Raw genomic sequence first — 18,493 nt, forward strand, 5'->3', positions numbered from 1 at the left:
GACGTGCTCAAGTCCTTGTCTATTTCCATCAAACTCATGATCGCCCTGGGCGCCATGATGAGCGCCTGCGGTGTGGCCACCCTGGTGGTCCTGTTCAGCCTGGTCTCCCTGCAGCGATCTGACGACGCCGAACGATCGGCCACCCAGATCAGCCGGGCCGCCGACCGGACCCTGGCCGCCGCCGTGGAACAGCAGAACGCCATGCGCTCCTATGTGGCGACGGGCGAGGCGGAATCCCTGACGAAATACGCTGAATCGAAGACGGCCTTCGGTCAGGCTGTCCAGTCTCTGAAGACAAGCGACGCCGACGGCGTCGACGCCGGTCGGTTCAATGCGATGACGGCGGCGGCCGCCGCCTTCAACCAGCAGTCCCAGGCCCTGATGGACCTGGCCCGCGATCCGGCCCAGCGGCCGCAGGCGGTGTCGCAACTGACCACAACAGCCCGCCTGACCGATGTCCGCGCCGCCGTGAAGTCGATCGACGATCAGACGCAGGGCGTGCTGACCCGCAAGAACGCCGAGAAGCGCACGGCCTTCAACAGCGGCTACGCCGCCCTGGTGATCGGCGGGGTGCTGGCCCTGCTGGTGGCGGGGGCCATGACCCTGTGGCTCGTGCGGGCGCTCAGCCAGCCTATCGTGGCCATGACACGCGCCATGGATCAACTGGCCGCCGGCGACCTGAAGGTCGTCATTCCCGCCCAGGGGCGTGGCGACGAGATCGGCCGCATGGCCGCCTCGGTCGGCACCTTCCGCGACAATGCGGCCGAGAAGATCCGGCTGGAGGCCGAGACCCAGTCTCAGCGTTCCATCAACGAGGCCGAACATCGCGCCAACGAAGCCGAGAAGGCGCGCATCGCCGAAGAGGATCGTGTCGCCCTGACGGCTCTGGGCCAGGGGCTTGCGGCCATGTCCAACGGCGACCTGACCCACCGGTTCACCGCAGAGGTCGCCCCGCGCGCCGAACAGCTGAAGTCCGACTTCAACGCCGCCATCGCCCAACTGCAGCAGGCCGTGTCGGTCGTGGTCGGCAATGTGGCCAGCATCCGCTCGGGCGCCGGCGAGATCTCGCAGGCCGCCGACGACCTGTCGCGCCGCACCGAACAACAGGCCGCCAGCCTGGAGGAAACGGCCGCCGCCCTGGACGAGATCACCGCCACGGTGAAGAAGACCGCCTCGGGCGCGCGTCAGGCCTCGGACGTGGTTCAGGCCGCCAAGGGCGACGCCGAAACCTCGGGCGTCATCGTCCGCGACGCGGTTTCGGCCATGCAGGCGATCGAAGGCTCCTCCGAGCAGATCAGCCAGATCATCGGCGTCATCGACGAGATCGCCTTCCAGACCAATCTGCTGGCCCTGAACGCCGGGGTCGAGGCGGCGCGCGCCGGCGAAGCCGGTCGCGGCTTCGCGGTCGTGGCGTCGGAAGTCCGGGCCCTGGCCCAGCGTTCGGCCGACGCTGCCAAGGAGATCAAGACCCTGATCTCGACCTCGACCAACCAGGTCGGCTCGGGCGTCAGACTGGTCGGTCAGACCGGCGAGGCCCTGCAACGGATCGTGGATCGGGTGGCCGAAATCGACGCCCTGGTCACGGAAATCTCGGCCTCGGCTCAGGAGCAGGCCCTGGGTCTGGCCGAGGTCAACACGGCCGTGAACCAGATGGACCAGGTCACCCAGCAGAACGCTGCGATGGTTGAGCAGTCAACCGCCGCCAGCCAGTCTCTGGCCCAGGACGCCGAGGCGCTGCAGGCGTCGGTGGCGCAATTCCAGGTCGGCGCCCCGGCGGCGCGCGCATCGACGCCGCCTCAGGCTCAGGCCTCAGCGCCAGCGCGGGCGCCCCATATGGCGGCGGCGTTGAAGACCCTTGGGCGCGGCGGCGCGGCGCCCAAGGCGCAGGCGGCGCCGTCAGCGGACGGCTGGGAAGAATTCTAGACCGGGGGACCGCCGCCGGCGACCGTCAGGCCAGCATGTCCAGCAGGGTTCCGCTCATATCGTCCGCGGTGCGGATCACGGCGGCGTTGGCGGTAAAGGCGGTCTTGGCCTGAATACGCTCGACCGCCTCGACGGCGAGGTTGTCGAGAGGCGCGGTCGCGGTGCGACGCGCACTGGCTACGAAGCGGGACTGGGCGTTCATCATTCCGCCGGCGGCGATGGGCATAACCTGCATCACGGTCTCCTTCAGCCCTGCAGTCTGAAGGCTCTCCGTCAACGCCCGGGAAACAAACAGGGTGAACGACGAAATCTCGCGGATCGGGTTTCATCCCGGCCCGGCGCCTCCATATCCGGTGTCCTGTATATTGAAGGAGACCCTCGCCATGGAACTGAAGGATCAAGCCCTGATCGTCACGGGCGGAGCCAGCGGCATCGGGCGAGCGGCCTGTCTGGCCCTGGCCGAGAAGGGGGCGAACCTGATCGTCGCCGACTTCAACCTGGACGGCGCCGAGGCCGTGGCGAAAGAGGTCGAGGCCCTGACACAGGACCGCGGCGGCAAGGCCTTCGCCTACAAGGTCGATGTCTCCAAGGCGGAGGAGGTCGAAGCCCTGGTCGAGTTCGCGGTCGAGAAACTGGGCACGCTGAACGGCATGTTCAACAATGCGGGCATCGGCCTGGTGAAGCCTTTCCTGGAGATGGACCCCGCCTCTTATCTGAAGGTGATCGAGGTCGATCAGCACAGCGTCTATTATGGTCTGTATTACGGGGCTAGGAAGATGGTCGCGCTAGGCGCCAAGGGCGCCTTCGTGAACACGGCCTCGATCTACGGCTCCATCGCCGCGCGCGGCAGCTTCAACTATAACGCCGCCAAGGCCGCCGTGGTGTCAATGAGCCGATCAGGCGCGCTGGAACTGGCCGAATACGGCATCCGGGTCGTCGGCGTGGCGCCGGGCTTCATCGACACCCCGATCCTGGGCGACGACCCGGCGGCCAAGGTCCCCCTGGCCGCCCAACATATGCACAATCGACTGATTCAGCCCGAAAAGGTCGCCAGCGTGGTGGCCTTCCTGTTCAGCGACGCGGCCTCGGCCATCAATGGCTCGACGGTGGCGGTGGACGACGGTTTCCTGTCGTTCAAGGTCTGATCCGGGGTCGTTCTTGAGCGGGGCGTCGTGGTGAACGGCGTTTTTCGCCCCGCTCGCGCCTTTATCCGTGTATAGAGCGGCATTACTCGCCCGGCCTGAGGACTGTCCTCGGCCGGGCGCGGTCGTTTCGATGACCGCCTTGTCCGTTGTCCCAGGTAGCCGATGCCCTTTCCCGCCGTCCATCCCGCGCTCGACCGCGCTCTCGTCAACAAGGGCTATGCCGAGCCGACCCCGGTTCAGGCCGCTGTCCTGGAAGGCGAATACGCCGAACGCGACCTGCTGGTCTCGGCCCAGACCGGTTCGGGCAAGACGGTCGCCTTTGGTCTGGCCGCGGCCCCGACCCTGCTGGGCGACAAGCCGATCTTCGGTCCGGGCGGCGCCCCCCTGTGCCTGGCCATCGCCCCGACGCGCGAACTGGCCATGCAGGTCGCGGCCGAGCTGCAATGGCTGTACGCCGACTCCGGCGCCAAGATCGCCACCTGCGTCGGCGGCATGGATGCGCGGCGTGAAGCCCGCGCCCTGGGCTTCGGCGTCCATATCGTCGTCGGCACGCCGGGCCGCCTGAAGGACCATATCGACCGGGGCAATCTGGACCTGTCCGAGCTCAAGGTCGCCGTCCTCGACGAGGCCGACGAGATGCTGGACATGGGCTTCCGCGAGGACCTGGAGTTCATCCTGGACCATGCGCCGGCCGAACGCCGCACCCTGTTGTTCTCGGCCACCATCGCGCGCGAGATCGTCACTCTGGCCAAGCGATACCAGAAGGACGCGGTGCGCATCGACGCGACGGACAAGTCGCGTCAGCACGCCGACATCGAATACCGCGCCTATCGCATCGCCCCCAACGAGATCGAACACGCAGTGGTCAACACCCTGCGCTGGTACGAGGCGCCGCGCGCCATGGTGTTCTGTTCGACGCGGGATTCCGTGCGCCATCTCCAGGCCTCTCTGCTGGAACGCGGCTTCTCGACCGTGTCCCTGTCGGGCGAGATGGGTCAGCGCGAACGCACCGACGCGCTTCAGGCGCTGCGTGACGGCCGGGCCCGCGTCTGCGTCGCCACCGACGTGGCCGCGCGCGGTCTGGACCTGCCCGACCTGGGCCTGGTCATCCACGCCGAGTTGCCGATGAACCGCGCCGGCCTGCTGCACCGTTCGGGCCGGACGGGCCGGGCGGGCAAGAAGGGCGTCTCCGTCATGCTGGTGCCGCACTCGCGCCGCCGCAAGGCCGAGCGTCTGATGGACGAGGCTGGCATTGACGCCGTCTGGTCCGGCGCCCCGACCTTCGACGAGATCCGCAAGGCCGATGAAGGCCGTCTGCTGTCGCCCGAGTTCTTTGAGGCCGACGTGTCCGATGAGGACATGATCGTCGCCAAGCGGATGATCGCCGAACGCACGCCCGAGGAGATCGCCGCCGCCCTGGTGCGGTTGCTGCGCAAGGAACAGCCTGCGCCGGAAGAACTGTCTGATCCGGGCTCGGATCGCAGCCCCGTCAAGCGCGAGCGCACCGTGCGCAACGAAGACGGCACGGCCGCCCAGCCCTGGCCGGGCGACCGCCTTGGCGCGGACGACGTGGTCTGGTTCCGCCTGGACGTGGGCCGCAACAAGAACGCCGACCCCAAATGGCTGATCCCGCTGATCTGCCGTATCGGCGGCATCTCCAAACCCCAGATCGGCGCCATCCGCACCTTCCCGGAAGAGACGCGGTTCGAGATCGCCAAGACCCACGAGAAGGCCTTCCGCGAGGCCGTCGCCGCCTCGAACGACGAGGTCAAGATCACGGCGTCGGAAGCCCCGACCCCCGGCTCGATGAAGGCAGGCAAGTTCGCCGGCGCCGGCAAGCCGCGTCGTGAAGACGGCGACCGCCCGTTCAAGAAGACGCCTTACAAGCGCGCCGACGGCGGCGAGGGCGACGCCCGGCCGCCGTTCAAGAAGAAACCCTGGGCGCCCAAGGCCGACGCCGGCGGCGAGAACCCGCGCTCGAACGCGGCCGGCGACAAGCCGTTCGCCAAGAAGCCGTTCAAGGCCAAGCCGGGCTTCAAGAAGGCCGGATTCAAGCCCAAGGCCTAGGGCTTGCCTGATCATGGGCGGAGGCGCACCCTCCGCCCATGAACGCGCCGCCCGAACCCCAGGGTCGATACGCCTCGTTCGAGGCCTTCTATCCCTATTACATCCACGAACATTCCAACCGGACCTGCCGGCGGATCCATGTGGTCGGCACCGGTCTGGTGATCCTGGCCTTCGTCGGCTTCCTGCTGACGCTGAATCCCTGGTGGCTGCTGGCCATGCCGCTGATCGGCTACGGCTTCGCCTGGGTCGGGCATTTCTTCTTCGAGAAGAACCGTCCCGCGACCTTCCAATATCCGCTGTGGAGCCTGATGGGCGACTTCCGCCTGTTCTTCGAGACGGTCACGGGCAGGCGTCGTTTTTAGCGATCCCTGAGATTTGAAGCTGTGCCGTGGCCGGGAAGCGGATATGTTCGCTCCGCGGCGGGAGGCCGCAGGGCAGGGACATCGACCCCATGAAGATCATCGCCATCGTCGCCGGCGCCGCGCTCGCGTTCGCGCCCGGCGTCAGCCTCGCACAGAAGAGCGGCGCCAAGCCGGACTTCACCCTCGATCCGAACTATGGCGAGGTCACGCTGCAGACGGGCTTCACGCCGGATCCCTGGACCAAGTCCATTCTGGCCGGCGGCTCCGTGCCCGCCTCGGCCGCCCAGTCGGGATGCGAGGGGTCGGTCAGCGCCGCGCCGGATCTGCAACTGAACTTCGAGGCCGGCGATCTGGATCTGACCGTCCGCGCGGTCGCGTCCGAGGACACGACGCTTCTGGTCAATACGCCCAGCGGACAGTGGCTGTGCGACGACGACAGCGGCGGCGACCTGAATCCGAAGGTGCTGATCTCGAACCCGCAAAGCGGGCGGTACGACATCTGGCTGGGCACCTATAACGACGGGATGGTCCAGTCGACGCTGGAGATCAGCGAACTGGGCGGGTCGGAGACGAGCGCCGCAGGGGCGCCGGATGCGGACCTGGAGCCCAATTTCGGCTCGGTGAGGCTGCGTTCGGGCTTTACGCCCGATCCCCATGAGAAGGCGATCCTGGCGGGCGGGTCGATCCCGGCCTCTGCGGCCAAGTCGGGGTGCGAGGGCAAGGTCAGCGCGGCGGCGGACTATCAGGTCTTCTTCGAGCCCGGCGATCTGGACCTGACCTTCCTGGTCGAGGCGTCCGAGGACACCACGCTTCTGATCAATACGCCGAACGGACGCTGGTATTGCGATGACGACAGCGGCGGCGGCGTGAACCCCAAGGTCCTGATCACCAATCCCCAGGCCGGACGCTACGACGTCTGGGTCGGGACCTATGGCGACGACATGGTGCAGTCGACGCTGAAGGTCAGCGAACTGCAATAGGGTCAGCCCGAACCGCAGACACGAAGACGCCGGCGGCCGCGAGGTGCGCCGGCGTTTTTCGTCGCGGCTGCGATTTAGTTGGAGGCGTTTTCCCAGGCCGGGGGGCAGCCGTCGAAACGGCCCGCGTCGGCGATGGTCAGGGTCTGCATGTTCAGGCGACGGGCCTGGGCCATCGAGCCCCGGCCATGACCGGTGTAGAGGTCGATCTTCTGGCCCTTGATCGCGCCGCCGGTGTCGGAGGCGTACCAGTAGCCGTCGTGGATCGAACCGTCGGCCAAGCGCAGGCCGACCGTCTCGCGGATGAACAGTTTGGTGCGGCGGGGAATGACGCGCGGATCGACCGCGACGGTGCGCATGGCGATGGGGCGGCAACCCAGGGAATCATTGCCCGTCGCCCCGCCGCCGCCTGCGTGATAGAGGCGGGCCGAAGCGCGCCAGTCCGGATCGCCGGCCATCAGCTCGGCCTGGACGGCGTCCAGATCAGAGGCGATTTCGGGCGAGGCGTCGGTGGAACCGATCTCGGGCGCCGGGGTTTCAACCCTGGCTGCATCCGCCGCGACAGCGACATTGTAAGGGACCGGTCCGCTCGAAAGCGAGGACATGGCGGCCCACATCATGGCGAAGGCAGCGGAAGCGCCGATCATCCGGTTTGCTCATTGAAGCGCCGGCTCCCAACGCCGCCGGCGCCGGGTTTCTCGCGTTAACTTGTGGCTAGAAAGGGGCGCGGCGCTCCATGCGGTCGCCCCAGCGCGCCGCCGAGTCTCCAACTACAGGAAAACACGACGCCTTTTATCGACCTTCAGGCGGCCTCTTCGCGACGCGCCTCGGCCTCGCGCACCGCCTCTGCGGCCCTGTCCAGCACCTCAAGCCCCGCGTCCGCCCGGATCGACTCGACCGTCAGGATGCGGCGGAAGGCTCGCGCGCCGGGACGGCCGTGCATCAGGCCCAGCATATGCCGGGTGATGGCGGGCAGGCGCACTCCCTCCTCAAGCCGGGCGGCGATATAGGGCCGGTAGCGGTCGAGGGCCGCGAAGGCGTCCACGTCCGCCGTGTCGGCGCCGTACAGTCGGCGGTCGGCCTGACCCAGGATGGCCGGCTCGTGATAGGCCGCGCGGCCCAGCATGACCCCGTCCAGCCGCACCCCGTCCGTCTCGGCCAGATGGGCCTCGGCCTCGTCCAGATTGGCGATCCCGCCGTTGATGGAGATGTTCAGATGGGGCCGTTCGCGCTTGAGCCGGCGCACCAGATCATAATCCAGCGGCGGCACGTCCCGGTTTTCCTTGGGCGACAGACCCTGCAGCCAGGCCTTGCGCGCATGGACGATGAAGACCTCGATCCCCACGGCGGCGCAGGCGTCCACCGTGGCGAACAGGCTGACCTCCGGCTCCTGATCATCGACGCCGATCCGGCATTTGACCGTGGCCGGGATCGACACCGCCGATCGGATCGCCGCCATACAGTCGGCCACCAGCTCCGGCTCGCGCATCAGGCAGGCGCCGAACTTGCCGGACTGGACCCGATCCGACGGACAGCCGACGTTCAGATTGATCTCGTCATACCCATAGGCCTCGCCCACCTTGGCCGCCTCGGCCAGTTCCGTCGGGTTTGAACCGCCCAGTTGCAGGGCGACCGGATGCTCGACCGCATCGAAGCCCAGCAGATAATCCCGATCGCCATGCAGGACGGCCGGCGCAGTGACCATCTCCGTATAGAGCAGGGCGCGCGCCGTCAGGACGCGATGGAAGGCCCGGCAATGACGGTCGGTCCAGTCCATCATCGGGGCCACGGACAGCCGACGTGATTGATTTATCGACATTTTGTGTGGTTTCAGGTGGTCTGTAGACGTTGGTCGCCGACGTTTCTACGCGTTTTTCGACGGTTTGGCCTCTTAACGACCTCTCACTGCACTCTTTTTGCACCCAAAAGATGGCTTCGATCCGCAAACTTCGGCGGCGCGTTCACGTCGGTGCAAAGGTGAGTTCATCGCCCTTCACATCGACGATGAATCCGTTGGGAAGGCGCCGCGCCGCTCAACGGTCGCGCCGCTGGACGCTCTAGGCGCCTAGGGATCATGCGCAATCCGCGTTGAAACGGTCGGATCCCGTCCAGCGACACTGGCCGTCGATGCAGTCGATGAGATTGCTGCTGAAGGCCTCCTTCTCGTGGTCGTAGAGCTGGAACCAGCCTCCATCGTCCCACACCGCGGTAGGCATGCCGAGCGGGGCCGCGTGGTGCGCGTTGAACCGGGCGTACCACAGCCGGATGTTGTTGCAGTCCATGGCGGCCAATCGGCTGTGCCAGCCGACGCCCCATTCGCCGATGAACACGGGCATGCCTTGTCCGGTCGAACCTGCCCATTCGGCCATGACCTGCATCGGTCCATGAATGTCGGCTTCGGTCCAGGGATCGGCGTAGTCGCCCTGATTGTCGCCGTTGAAGGTCCAGGGATTATAGTGATGGAAGGTCGCCATCAGGTAGGGGTCTCGCCCTCCGCCGACCTCCTCGAGATCGGGCCAGGTCTTGGCCATTTCGTCGGCGCCGAACCACTGATTTCCACCGATGAGGATCACACGTTCGGGGTCGTTCGCCCGGATTCGCCTGTAGGCGCGCCCGGTCATTTCCCTCAGACGGTCCGCAGGCATCGCGTCGTGATTGCTGAAATGGGGCTCGTTGAGGATTTCGAAGACCAGCCTGTGGTCCCGGTCGCGGTACAGGCTGGCGATATCCGACCAGAGTCGCTCGAGGACGTCGGCGCGCATGCCGTCCTTCAGCCGGGTTTCGTGGTGAGCGTTGATCACGACGTAGAGGCCGGGTTTGGCGAGCGCGTAGTCGATGACCGCTGTCAGCGCCGCAAGTCGTTCGGCGTCCCGATCAATGGCGCCGGTGTCCGGGGCCGCCAGGGTCCCGCCGTCGACGACTTCCGTCCAGGTCACGGGGATCCGGACGACGCGGAAGCCGCGGTCATAGTAGGCGTCGATCTTGCCCCGGGCGGCCTCCAGCGTCGGCGGGTGTTGGCCGGCGTCGAACATCTGGCCCAGATTGAATCCCTTGCCCATCTCATCCGCCGCTCGGCGAGCGGTAGGCGCCTGCGACGATGCGGACGCGAGCGCCGGACCACTGATCGCAAGAATGACGAGGCAGCACGCCATCACGGCCGCGATGAAACAGATCACCTGTGAAGCAGGACTTGGGCGGGACATCGGTATCCATTCGCGAAAGATCGTCGATACGTATCAAACAGCTTTGACAGCGCTGTCGTCAACAATTTGGACTCCGCCCCCCCTAAATCGTCGGCCACGGGAGCGATCCGGCGATGCGATTGCGGCGGACGCCCGAGAGCGGTTGCGAAAGGGGCCGTCTCGGGATTAGGGATGCGGTGACGCCCGAGCGCAGTGATCTGTCTGGTCAGGGAGGCTCGCGCGATGGGGAGCGGCATGGCGAGAGCCACCATCTATGACGTGGCGGCCGCAGCGGGCGCCTCGATCAAGTCCGTGTCTCGGGTCCTGAACGGCGAGGCCAACGTCACCCCCGGTCTGCGCGATCGTGTGATGGCTGCGGTCGAGAGCCTGGGTTATCGGCGCAGTCTGTCGGCCCGCAGCCTCGCGGGCGCCTCCTCATCGATCATCGCGGCGCTGGTGGACGCCGAGCTGACGATCGAGCATTGGCGGAGCGGCCGGGGCAATGATTACCTCAGCCGGCTCGAAATGGGCGCCCTTATGGAGGTGCGACGCACAGACCACCACCTGATGATCGAACTGGTGGATTATGCGTCCGAAAGCCTCGGCAGGGATCTTTCGGCCCTGCTGACCTCGATCCGACCTCAAGGGGTCATCCTGACGCCGCCGAACTCGGATCACCCCGTTGTGCTGGATGTGCTCGACGAAGCCGGCGTCGCCTATGCGCGCATCGGACCCGAGCGTGACCTCCAGCGGGGGGTCTGCATCGCCATGGATGAACGGCAGGCGGCCTACGACATGACGGCGCACCTTATCGCCTTGGGCCACCGTCGGATCGGTTTCGTCACCGGCCCCGTCGCCTATGTCGCCAGCCGGCGTCGCCTCGACGGCTTTCTGTCCGCGATGGCGGACAACGGCCTGTCCGTCGCGGACGGCGCAGTCGCGTACGGCGATTTCACCTTCCAGTCCGGCGTCTCGGCGATCAACGCCTTCCTGGGCGCCGGCCTCGGGCTGACAGCGATCTTCGCCAGCAACGACGACACCGCGCTCGGCGTGCTGCAAGGCGCTGCGGCGCGTGGCGTTCGGGCGCCTGAGGATATCTCCGTGGCCGGGTTCGACGATACGCCGGCCGCCATGTTCGGTACGACGGCGCTGACCACCATCCGCCAGCCCGTTTCCGAGATGGCCGCAATCGCGGCGCGGCATTTGATGCCGGTGATCTCGGGTGTCCAGGACGAGACGCTGAAGCAGTCCCTGGAGGGATGCCTGATCGTTCCCTACGAACTTATCGTGCGGAGATCGACGGGCGCGGTCTAGGCCGGGAAGATTCCGGCGCGAGCGGAGCGCCACATATCCATCCCTGTCTTGACAGCGCTGTCAAATCCATGGACCCTTTCTTCGAGACGGACGAGAGCGCCGGGGAGACCTCTGGATTCAGCCGACCTCCCTCAAGCGGTGGTGCGTATGATCCGCGCCGATCGATGTCTCGACCGAAAACCTTGAAGCCTGTTGCGCGGCAATCCTGTTGGGCTCGCGGCGGGCGCTCTCTTCCTCTGTGGGCCTCACCATGCGCAACGCCGCCTCCCTGATCACGCTTGTCCTTGCGGTTCCTATGCTCGCCTGCAGCCCACTGGCGGCCTTGGCTCAGGAAAAGAATGCAGTCGCCCTTGAGGCGCACGCCGATCCCGCGCTCTGGCCGCACGCGGCGTCGCCCGCCGCCATGACCGACGCGGCGACTGAGGCCTTTGTCGCCGATCTGCTGGGGCGGATGACGGTCGAGGAGAAGGTCGGGCAGATGATTCAGGCCGACATTGCTTCGATCAAGCCGGAGGACCTGCTGATCTATCCGCTGGGGTCGATCCTGGCGGGAGGGAACTCTTCCCCGGGGGGCGACGAGCGCGCCTCGGCCGGGAAATGGGTCGACCTGGCGCAGGCGTTCCGGGCGGCCAACGCCCAACGCAAGGGCACGGTCGTACCCTTGATTTACGGCATCGACGCCGTTCATGGGCATAACAATGTCGTCGGCGCCACCATCTTTCCGCACAATATCGGCCTGGGCGCGGCGCGGGATCCGGACCTGATCCGCCGGATCGGCCAGGCCACGGCGCTGGAAGTCGCCGTGACCGGCGCGGACTGGACCTTCGGGCCGACCCTGGCCGTGCCGCGCGATGATCGCTGGGGGCGGGCCTATGAGGGCTACGCGGAAAATCCGGAAATTCAGCGCGCCTATGCGGCGCCGATGACGCTGGGTCTGCAGGGCGATCTTTCCGCAGACCGGCCCCTGGCTGCGGGCCATATCGCCGGATCGGCCAAGCATTTCCTGGCCGACGGCGGCACCTTCGAGGGCAAGGACCAGGGCGATTTCCAGGGGCATGAGCGGGAGATGATCGACGTCCATCTCGGCGGCTATCCCCAGGCCATCGACGCCGGCGTCCTGTCGATCATGGCCAGCTTCTCCAGCTGGAACGGCGTCAAACACTCCGGCAACGAGACGATCCTGACCGACGTCCTGCGCGGGCCGCTGGGCTTTGACGGCTTCGTCGTGTCCGACTGGAACGCTCATGGGCAACTGCCCGGCTGTTCGAACGAGAGCTGCGCTCTGGCCGTCAACGCCGGCATCGACATGCTTATGGCGCCGGATAGCTGGAAGCCTCTGTATCAGAACACCCTGGCTCAGGTGCGGTCCGGCGAGATTCCGACGGCGCGTCTGGACGAGGCCGTGCGGCGCATTCTTCGGGTCAAGGTCAAGACCGGCCTGTTCAGCGACGAACGCCCTGTGGAAGGCCGTTTGAACGAGCTCGGCTCCCCGGCCCACCGCGCCGTCGCCCGCGAGGCGGTGCGCAAGTCGCTGGTGCTGCTGAAGAACGAAGGCGCCGTCCTGCCGATCCGCTCGGGTGCGCGGGTCCTGGTCGCCGGCCATGCCGACGACATCGGCCAGGCTTCGGGCGGCTGGACCCTGACCTGGCAGGGGACCGGGAACACCAACGCCGACTTCCCCAACGGTCAGTCGATCTGGGGCGGTATCCAGGAGGCGGTCGCCGCCGGCGGCGGTCAGGCGACGCTCAGCCCTGACGGCGGCTTCACCCAAAAGCCAGACGTGGCGATCGTCGTCTTCGGCGAGACCCCCTATGCCGAGTTCCAGGGCGACGTCGACACGCTGGACTTCCTGCCGACCGAACCGCTGGAGACGCTGAAGCGCCTGAACGCAGCGGGGATTCCCACCGTCTCGGTCTTCCTGTCCGGGCGTCCCATGTGGACCAATCCCGAGATCAACGCCTCGGACGCCTTTGTCGCCGCCTGGCTGCCGGGGACGGAAGGCGGGGGCGTAGCCGACGTCCTGATCGGAGATGCCGCGGGCAAGCCGCGCACCGACTTCAACGGCAAGCTGTCGTTCAGCTGGCCCAAGGACGCGAGGGGCGAACCCCTGAACGTCGGCCAGCCCGGCTATGATCCCCAGTTCGCCTATGGCTACGGCCTGACCTATGCGCAGGGCGGTCGGGTCGGCGTCCTGTCGGAAGAGAGCGGCGTCGTGGGCGAGATCGGCAGTGTCGACCGCTATTTCGTCGACGGCCGCTATGTCGCGCCCTGGGCCTTGATGCTTGCGGACGCCGGCGGCCAGAACAAGCCTGGTTCTGTACAGGCGGCGACCAGCCCGCGAGACGCCGTTTCGGTCCGCCCCGTCGATGACCTGGCGCAGGAGAGCGGCCAGCAGTTCGCCTTTTCCGGCGCCGGCGCGGGCAGCGCCAAGATTTGGGGCACGCCGATCGATGTCAGCCGTCAGGCCAACGGCGAGATGGCCCTGTCCTTTCGCTACCGGGTGGACGCCGCACCTGCTTCTTCGGTCGCGCTGTCTGTCGGCCAGGGGCGCGTGGACATGTCCGCAATCCTCGGCGCTGCGCCCCTGGGCGAATGGCGCAGCCTCAAGGTTCGCCTGAGTTGCTTCCGTGACGCCGGCGCGGATCTGACCGCCGTCGATACCCCGTTCCAGATCGAGACCGCCGGCGCCCTGACCCTGTCGGTGTCCGAAATCCGTCTGGCGGCCAATGAAGGCGACGCGATCTGCCCGGCCGGCTAGATCAGGCGGAGGGCTGACAACAGCGTGCGATGAAGGCCTCGTGGGTCGGCATCGCCTCGGCCGTCTTTCGGATAATGCCGCGCAGGCCTGCGAGCTTGCGGGCCATGGCGGCGTAGGGAACGCCGTCGGCGAGCGGGTCGTGATCTTGCGGCAGGATATGCTGGCCGGTGAAGACCGCGACCCAGCTCGCCTCGCTGAAGAGTTCGTCGCCGTCGCGCATGAAGCGTCCGCCGGCCCTGAAAAGCGCGATGCGGCGCTCGAGGGACTCGGGCGCGTCCATGGCTGCGACATGCCGCCAGAAGTCCGTGTCGTCTCGCTGGGTCGCCTTGTAATGCAGGATGATGAAGTCCCGCACCTGCTCGAACTGGGTCTGGGACAGGCGGTTGAATTGGTCGATCAGGACGGGATCGAACCGCCGGGTCGGGAACAGGGCCATCAGCCTGGATATCCCGCTCTGGATCAGATGGATGCTGGTGGATTCCAGCGGCTCGAGAAAGCCCGATGACAGGCCCAGGGAGACGCAGTTCCTGACCCACTGGCGACGGCGGCGTCCTGTCGTGAAACGCAGGGGGCGCGGCTCTGCGAGCGGCTCGCCCTCCAGCCCGGCGAGCAGCGACGCCCGGGCGTCCTCGTCGGTCGTAAACGCGCTGGCGTAGACATGACCGTTGCCGGTGCGCTGCTGGAGCGGGATGCGCCAGCGCCAGCCGGCGCGATCCGCAGTGGCGCGGGTGAAGGGGGTAAGCGGGCCCGTATTCGCCGAAGGAACGGCCAGGGCGCGATCACAGGGCAGCCAATGGCTCCAGTCCTCGTATCCGGCGGCGAGCGCCTCCTCGATCAGGAGGCCCCGGAAGCCGCTGCAGTCGATGAACAGGTCCGCCTCCAGTCGCCGGCCGTCCGCAAGGCGGACCGACTCGATGAAGCCGTCGGAATCCCGAAGACTGACGCCGACGACCTTGCCTTCGATACGCTCCACGCCGCGCGCTTCGGAGAAGCGACGCAGGAACCCGGCGTAAAGGGCCGCGTCGAAATGATAGGCGTGCCGCAGGCTGGCCAGCACCGTCCGGGGATCGCTGCTGGCGGGCGTGAAGCGTCCCAGGCGTGCGGCGACGGCCGAAAGGCAATAGTCCTCAATGGGGGTCGGGTCGCCGCCCTGCGCCTGTCGCAGCCAGTGTTGGTGGAACTTCACCCCCTCCATATCCATCCCGACCTCGCCGAACGGATGCATGTACCGATCGCCCTTTCGGCCCCAATCGACGAATTCGATGCCGAGCTTGAACGTGCCCTGGGTCGCCTTGATGAAGCTCGCTTCGTCGATGCCGAGCATGGCGTTGAAGGTGACAAGGGGGGGAATGGTGGCTTCCCCGACGCCGACCGGTCCGATCTCCTCGGACTCGACCAGACGAACACGTATCCCGGCCGGCAGACGCGTCATTGCGGCTGCGGTCATCCATCCCGCCGTGCCGCCGCCGACGATCAGAACCTCACGTATTGCGTCCGGGTGGAGCGGCGCGGAGGCGAGCAGTGTCATGGGCGTCTTTCGGTTTTGGGCAGGTCAGGACGTGTTGATTACATTGACGATACAGAGGGCTCATGCTAGTCGCTTTCGTTGACAGCGCTGTCATCGCGTCCAAAAAAACATGTCTCTTAGGGGGAGTTCAATGATCCAGACCACCACGGCGACGCCTGTCGTCCTGCATTCTCGTCGGCTGATGCATGGCGCCTCGGCGCTCGCTTTCGGCGCGCTGCTGCTGGCCGGGCCGGCCGTGGCCCAGACCGCCGCTCCCGCCGCTGACGCCAGCGCGGGCCAGGACGTCACAGTGTCCGACGGAACGGCCCAGGAAGTCGAAGAGGTCGTTGTCACGGGGATACGCGCCAGCTTGCGCAGCGCGCAGCGCATCAAGGAAAGCTCGGACGTCTTCGTCGACGCCGTGACGGCCGATGACATCGGCGCCCTTCCAGACCGCTCGGTGACCGAAGCCCTGCAACGGGTGCCCGGGGTTTCGATCAACCGTTTCGCGGGGGCGAACGACCCGGACCACTTCTCGGTCGAAGGATCGGGCGTGGTGATCCGCGGCCTCAACTTCGTGCGATCGGAACTGAACGGACGCGACACCTTCTCGGCCAACAACGGCCGGGACCTTTCGTTCGCCGACGTGCCCTCCGAGCTTCTGGGCAGTGTCGAGGTCTTCAAGAACACGTCCGCCGAGATGATTGAGGGCGGCATCGGCGGCACCGTCAATCTCAACACAAGAAAGCCCTTTGACGCGCCCGGCAGCATGGTGGCCTTCACCACCGAGGTCAGCTGGGGCGACATGCGCAACAATCTGGCGCCGACCGTTTCGCTGCTCGCCAGCGATCGCTGGGAAACGCCGATGGGCGAGTTCGGCCTGCTGCTGAGCGGGGTTCATTCGGAACTCGATTCCCGCGCCGAGGGCCTGCAATCCCTCAACTATCGCCTGTCGACCGTGGACGGCGAGGACCGCTGGACGCCGTCGGGCCTGGCGTTCCGCACCCAGGAGTTCGACCGCCGTCGCGACGGCATCGCCGCAGCCGGCCAATGGCGCTCCAATGATCGCAAGATGATCGCCACGCTCCAGTATCTGCGCTCGGATTCACAGCAGGCCTGGCTCGAGAGCGCCATCGAGTCCGTCGTTGACGATTCCGGCAACCGCCGGCCCTTCGCCGGAACCAACTGGACCTACAACGAGGATGGGATATTCACCGGCGGCGCGATCACTTCGATCGCCGACTGGCGTTCGGCCGATCCCTCCGTGCCGCTGAACGGGATTCAGCACCTGTTCGTGAAACGGGGCGTGGTCCAGGATTATGTGACGAGCGACTACGGCTTCAACTTCAAGTGGACGCCGACGGACCGCCTGCGCTTCAACTTCGACGCCCAGTATGTCGACTCGACCGTGGACGCGGTCGATTTCCAGCTGACGAACTCCTTCTTCGCCGTCGATGTTCTCGATCTGACGGGCGACCTTCCGTCGCTCAGCCTGCTGGCGCCCGACGGCAGCCCGATCGATCCTTACCTGGCGGATCCGGCCAACTATTTCTGGCGCAACGCCATGGATCACATCGAGCAAAGCGAAGGGGACGAATACGCCTTCAAGGCCGATGCCGAATATGATCTGGACGCGGGCTGGCTTGAATCGGTCAAGGTCGGCGGCCGGTTCGCCGAACGCGACCAGACCACCCGCAACTCCGCCTATAACTGGGGGGTGACGTCGGAGATCTGGAACGGCGCGACCGGTCCGGTCTGGCTCGATCAGGGCGGTGTCGCGACGCCGCGCTTCACCGGCGGCCTCGACCATGCTTCGCCCTACAGCTTCGCCGGCATGGGCGTTCCCGTGACCGCCTTCGGCTATGCGGGCAACCCGGCCCGCTCCTATGCCGAGACCACTGCGTTCGTCCAGTCGATGAACGCCATCTGGGGCGGCAACGGCTGGGTTCCTCTGGCGGCCCGATCCAATGTCGTGCCCGGCACGCCGTTCACGCCCGGCGAGATTAACTCGACCAACGAGCAAACCGCCGCCGCCTATCTGATGGTCAAGTTCAACAACGGCGCCGAGCCGGTGTGGGGACAGAGCGTCGCGATCACCGGCAACCTGGGTGTCCGCTATGTGGAGACCAAGATTTCGGCGGAAGGCGCGCTGAGTTTCCCCACGGCGAACCAGGTCTTCAGCGGGACCTGCGCTGCGCCGGTCGGCGGCGGCGAACTGCCGGCCTTCTGCAAGCTGACGCCGGAACTGCAGGCCGCGGCCCTGGCCTTCGCCACCGGCGCCTCGATCCCCGAGACGGCGGAACACAGCTACGGCAACTGGCTTCCCAGCCTGAACGTCAAGTTCGGCCTGACGCCGGAGTTCCTGATGCGCTTCGGCTATTCGGAAGCGATCCGCCGGTCCGACCTGGGCTTGACCCGCGATCAGGTGCCGATCCTGCCGCGCGTCGTGGACAATGATTTCCTCGGCTTTGAAGCGCAGGCGGGCAATACCTTCCTTGACCCGATCAAGTCGCGACAGTTCGACCTGTCGGGCGAATGGTATTTCGCGCCGACCGGATCCCTGACCCTGTCGCTGTTCCACAAGACCCTGGAAGACGTGATCACCAACGGCTTCTACGAGCGCTCGGTGACCAACAACGGTCAGACGTTCGACGTCTATGTCCGGGGGCCGATGAACAGCTCGGACGAAGGGACCGTCCAGGGTCTGGAACTGGCCTACCAGCAGTTCTACGACTTCCTGCCTGGCTGGCTGTCGGGCTTCGGCATACAGGCCAACTACACCTATATCGACAGCTCGGGGGTCCCGCAGGAGAACCTTGACGCGGGTAAAGCCAATCCCGGCGGCAGCGAGACGGCGATCGACACCAGCCAACTCTCTCTGGAAGGCTTGTCGCAGCACAACGCCAACTTCACGGCCATCTACGAGAACGCCAAGATCTCGGCGCGCCTGGCCTACAGCTGGCGCTCGGAGTTCCTGCTGACGACGCGCGACGAGATCGTTCCCTTCTCGCCGATCATGTCCGATGCGACCGGCCAGCTGGACGGCTCGCTGTTCTATTCGATCAACGATCGGATCAAGGTCGGCGTCCAGGCGGTGAACCTGACGAACGAAACGACCAAGACCCTTCAGGTGCTGGACAACAGCCTGCAGGAGGCGCCGCGGTCGTGGTTCCGCAATGACCGTCGCTTCTCCTTCGTCGTCCGCGGGACTTTCTAAAGCCTCTCCCCGATCGCTTCCTGAGCGAACCTGGCGCGCCG

At 66.5% G+C, this 18,493-nt stretch carries 13 protein-coding genes; 8 read left to right on the plus strand and 5 right to left on the minus strand.

Annotation, left to right across the window (positions count from 1 at the left end; translation table 11 throughout):
• Window positions 1-36: 36 nt before the first annotated feature.
• Window positions 37-1,923 (plus strand): methyl-accepting chemotaxis protein, encoded by a 1,887-nt coding sequence (locus ACW18C_RS02445; RefSeq protein WP_492073958.1) that lies wholly within the window; start codon window positions 37-39, stop codon window positions 1,921-1,923.
• Window positions 1,924-1,948: 25 nt separating this feature from the next.
• On the opposite strand, the gene ACW18C_RS02450 is transcribed toward ACW18C_RS02445, so the two are convergent.
• Window positions 1,949-2,158, minus strand: coding sequence for a flagellar basal body rod C-terminal domain-containing protein (locus tag ACW18C_RS02450; RefSeq protein WP_035306812.1), 210 nt, complete (start codon window positions 2,156-2,158; stop codon window positions 1,949-1,951).
• A 148-nt stretch (window positions 2,159-2,306) separates the two neighbouring features.
• On the opposite strand from ACW18C_RS02450, the gene ACW18C_RS02455 reads away from it, so the two are divergent.
• The 4 genes from ACW18C_RS02455 (at window position 2,307) to ACW18C_RS02470 (ending at window position 6,477) form a co-directional block, all read left to right on the plus strand.
• Window positions 2,307-3,068, plus strand: coding sequence for an SDR family NAD(P)-dependent oxidoreductase (locus tag ACW18C_RS02455; RefSeq protein ID WP_492072629.1), 762 nt, complete (start codon window positions 2,307-2,309; stop codon window positions 3,066-3,068).
• 162 nt (window positions 3,069-3,230) lie between these two features.
• Window positions 3,231-5,135, plus strand: coding sequence for a DEAD/DEAH box helicase (locus ACW18C_RS02460; RefSeq protein ID WP_492072631.1), 1,905 nt, complete (start codon window positions 3,231-3,233; stop codon window positions 5,133-5,135).
• A gap of 38 nt (window positions 5,136-5,173) precedes the next feature.
• Window positions 5,174-5,497 (plus strand): Mpo1-like protein, encoded by a 324-nt coding sequence (locus tag ACW18C_RS02465; protein WP_008260771.1) that lies wholly within the window; start codon window positions 5,174-5,176, stop codon window positions 5,495-5,497.
• An 89-nt stretch (window positions 5,498-5,586) separates the two neighbouring features.
• On the plus strand, window positions 5,587-6,477 hold the full coding sequence (locus tag ACW18C_RS02470; protein WP_492072632.1) for a hypothetical protein: 891 nt from the start codon (window positions 5,587-5,589) through the stop codon (window positions 6,475-6,477).
• A gap of 74 nt (window positions 6,478-6,551) precedes the next feature.
• Here the strand turns inward: ACW18C_RS02470 and ACW18C_RS02475 are convergent, their stop codons facing one another.
• From ACW18C_RS02475 to ACW18C_RS02485, 3 genes are all read right to left on the minus strand, one after another.
• Complete coding sequence (locus ACW18C_RS02475; protein WP_008260580.1) at window positions 6,552-7,121, minus strand: 3D domain-containing protein; 570 nt, start codon at window positions 7,119-7,121, stop codon at window positions 6,552-6,554.
• A 155-nt stretch (window positions 7,122-7,276) separates the two neighbouring features.
• Window positions 7,277-8,293 (minus strand): tRNA dihydrouridine(20/20a) synthase DusA, encoded by a 1,017-nt coding sequence (gene dusA / locus ACW18C_RS02480; protein ID WP_492072634.1) that lies wholly within the window; start codon window positions 8,291-8,293, stop codon window positions 7,277-7,279.
• A gap of 253 nt (window positions 8,294-8,546) precedes the next feature.
• On the minus strand, window positions 8,547-9,650 hold the full coding sequence (locus ACW18C_RS02485; RefSeq protein WP_492072636.1) for a glycoside hydrolase family 5 protein: 1,104 nt from the start codon (window positions 9,648-9,650) through the stop codon (window positions 8,547-8,549).
• A gap of 261 nt (window positions 9,651-9,911) precedes the next feature.
• On the opposite strand from ACW18C_RS02485, the gene ACW18C_RS02490 reads away from it, so the two are divergent.
• Together ACW18C_RS02490 and ACW18C_RS02495 are read left to right on the plus strand one after the other, a co-directional pair.
• The gene (locus ACW18C_RS02490) at window positions 9,912-10,970 is read left to right on the plus strand and encodes a LacI family DNA-binding transcriptional regulator (RefSeq protein ID WP_154725651.1); all 1,059 of its coding nucleotides are present in this window, start codon (window positions 9,912-9,914) and stop codon (window positions 10,968-10,970) included.
• 250 nt (window positions 10,971-11,220) lie between these two features.
• Window positions 11,221-13,728, plus strand: a complete 2,508-nt coding sequence (locus tag ACW18C_RS02495; RefSeq protein WP_492072637.1) for a glycoside hydrolase family 3 protein — start codon at window positions 11,221-11,223, stop codon at window positions 13,726-13,728.
• Window position 13,729: 1 nt separating this feature from the next.
• Here ACW18C_RS02495 and ACW18C_RS02500 read toward each other — a convergent pair whose 3' ends face one another.
• The gene (locus ACW18C_RS02500; protein WP_492072638.1) at window positions 13,730-15,256 is read right to left on the minus strand and encodes a tryptophan halogenase family protein; all 1,527 of its coding nucleotides are present in this window, start codon (window positions 15,254-15,256) and stop codon (window positions 13,730-13,732) included.
• A gap of 130 nt (window positions 15,257-15,386) precedes the next feature.
• Here ACW18C_RS02500 and ACW18C_RS02505 point away from each other — a divergent pair, with 130 nt between their 5' ends.
• The gene (locus ACW18C_RS02505; protein ID WP_492072639.1) at window positions 15,387-18,452 is read left to right on the plus strand and encodes a TonB-dependent receptor; all 3,066 of its coding nucleotides are present in this window, start codon (window positions 15,387-15,389) and stop codon (window positions 18,450-18,452) included.
• Window positions 18,453-18,493: the final 41 nt, after the last annotated feature.

The organism is Brevundimonas sp. FV1ye7S, assembly GCF_058680995.1.

Bases quoted from the DNA above. Each gene is read 5' to 3' on its own strand.
- ACW18C_RS02445 (WP_492073958.1), top strand. From the start codon at position 37: ATGATCGCCCTGGGCGCCATGATGAGCGCCTGCGGTGTGGCCACCCTG.
- ACW18C_RS02450 (WP_035306812.1), bottom strand. From the start codon at position 2,158: ATGCAGGTTATGCCCATCGCCGCCGGCGGAATGATGAACGCCCAGTCC.
- ACW18C_RS02455 (WP_492072629.1), top strand. From the start codon at position 2,307: ATGGAACTGAAGGATCAAGCCCTGATCGTCACGGGCGGAGCCAGCGGC.
- ACW18C_RS02460 (WP_492072631.1), top strand. From the start codon at position 3,231: ATGCCCTTTCCCGCCGTCCATCCCGCGCTCGACCGCGCTCTCGTCAAC.
- ACW18C_RS02465 (WP_008260771.1), top strand. From the start codon at position 5,174: ATGAACGCGCCGCCCGAACCCCAGGGTCGATACGCCTCGTTCGAGGCC.
- ACW18C_RS02470 (WP_492072632.1), top strand. From the start codon at position 5,587: ATGAAGATCATCGCCATCGTCGCCGGCGCCGCGCTCGCGTTCGCGCCC.
- ACW18C_RS02475 (WP_008260580.1), bottom strand. From the start codon at position 7,121: ATGATCGGCGCTTCCGCTGCCTTCGCCATGATGTGGGCCGCCATGTCC.
- dusA (WP_492072634.1), bottom strand. From the start codon at position 8,293: ATGTCGATAAATCAATCACGTCGGCTGTCCGTGGCCCCGATGATGGAC.
- ACW18C_RS02490 (WP_154725651.1), top strand. From the start codon at position 9,912: ATGGCGAGAGCCACCATCTATGACGTGGCGGCCGCAGCGGGCGCCTCG.
- ACW18C_RS02495 (WP_492072637.1), top strand. From the start codon at position 11,221: ATGCGCAACGCCGCCTCCCTGATCACGCTTGTCCTTGCGGTTCCTATG.
- ACW18C_RS02500 (WP_492072638.1), bottom strand. From the start codon at position 15,256: ATGACACTGCTCGCCTCCGCGCCGCTCCACCCGGACGCAATACGTGAG.
- ACW18C_RS02505 (WP_492072639.1), top strand. From the start codon at position 15,387: ATGATCCAGACCACCACGGCGACGCCTGTCGTCCTGCATTCTCGTCGG.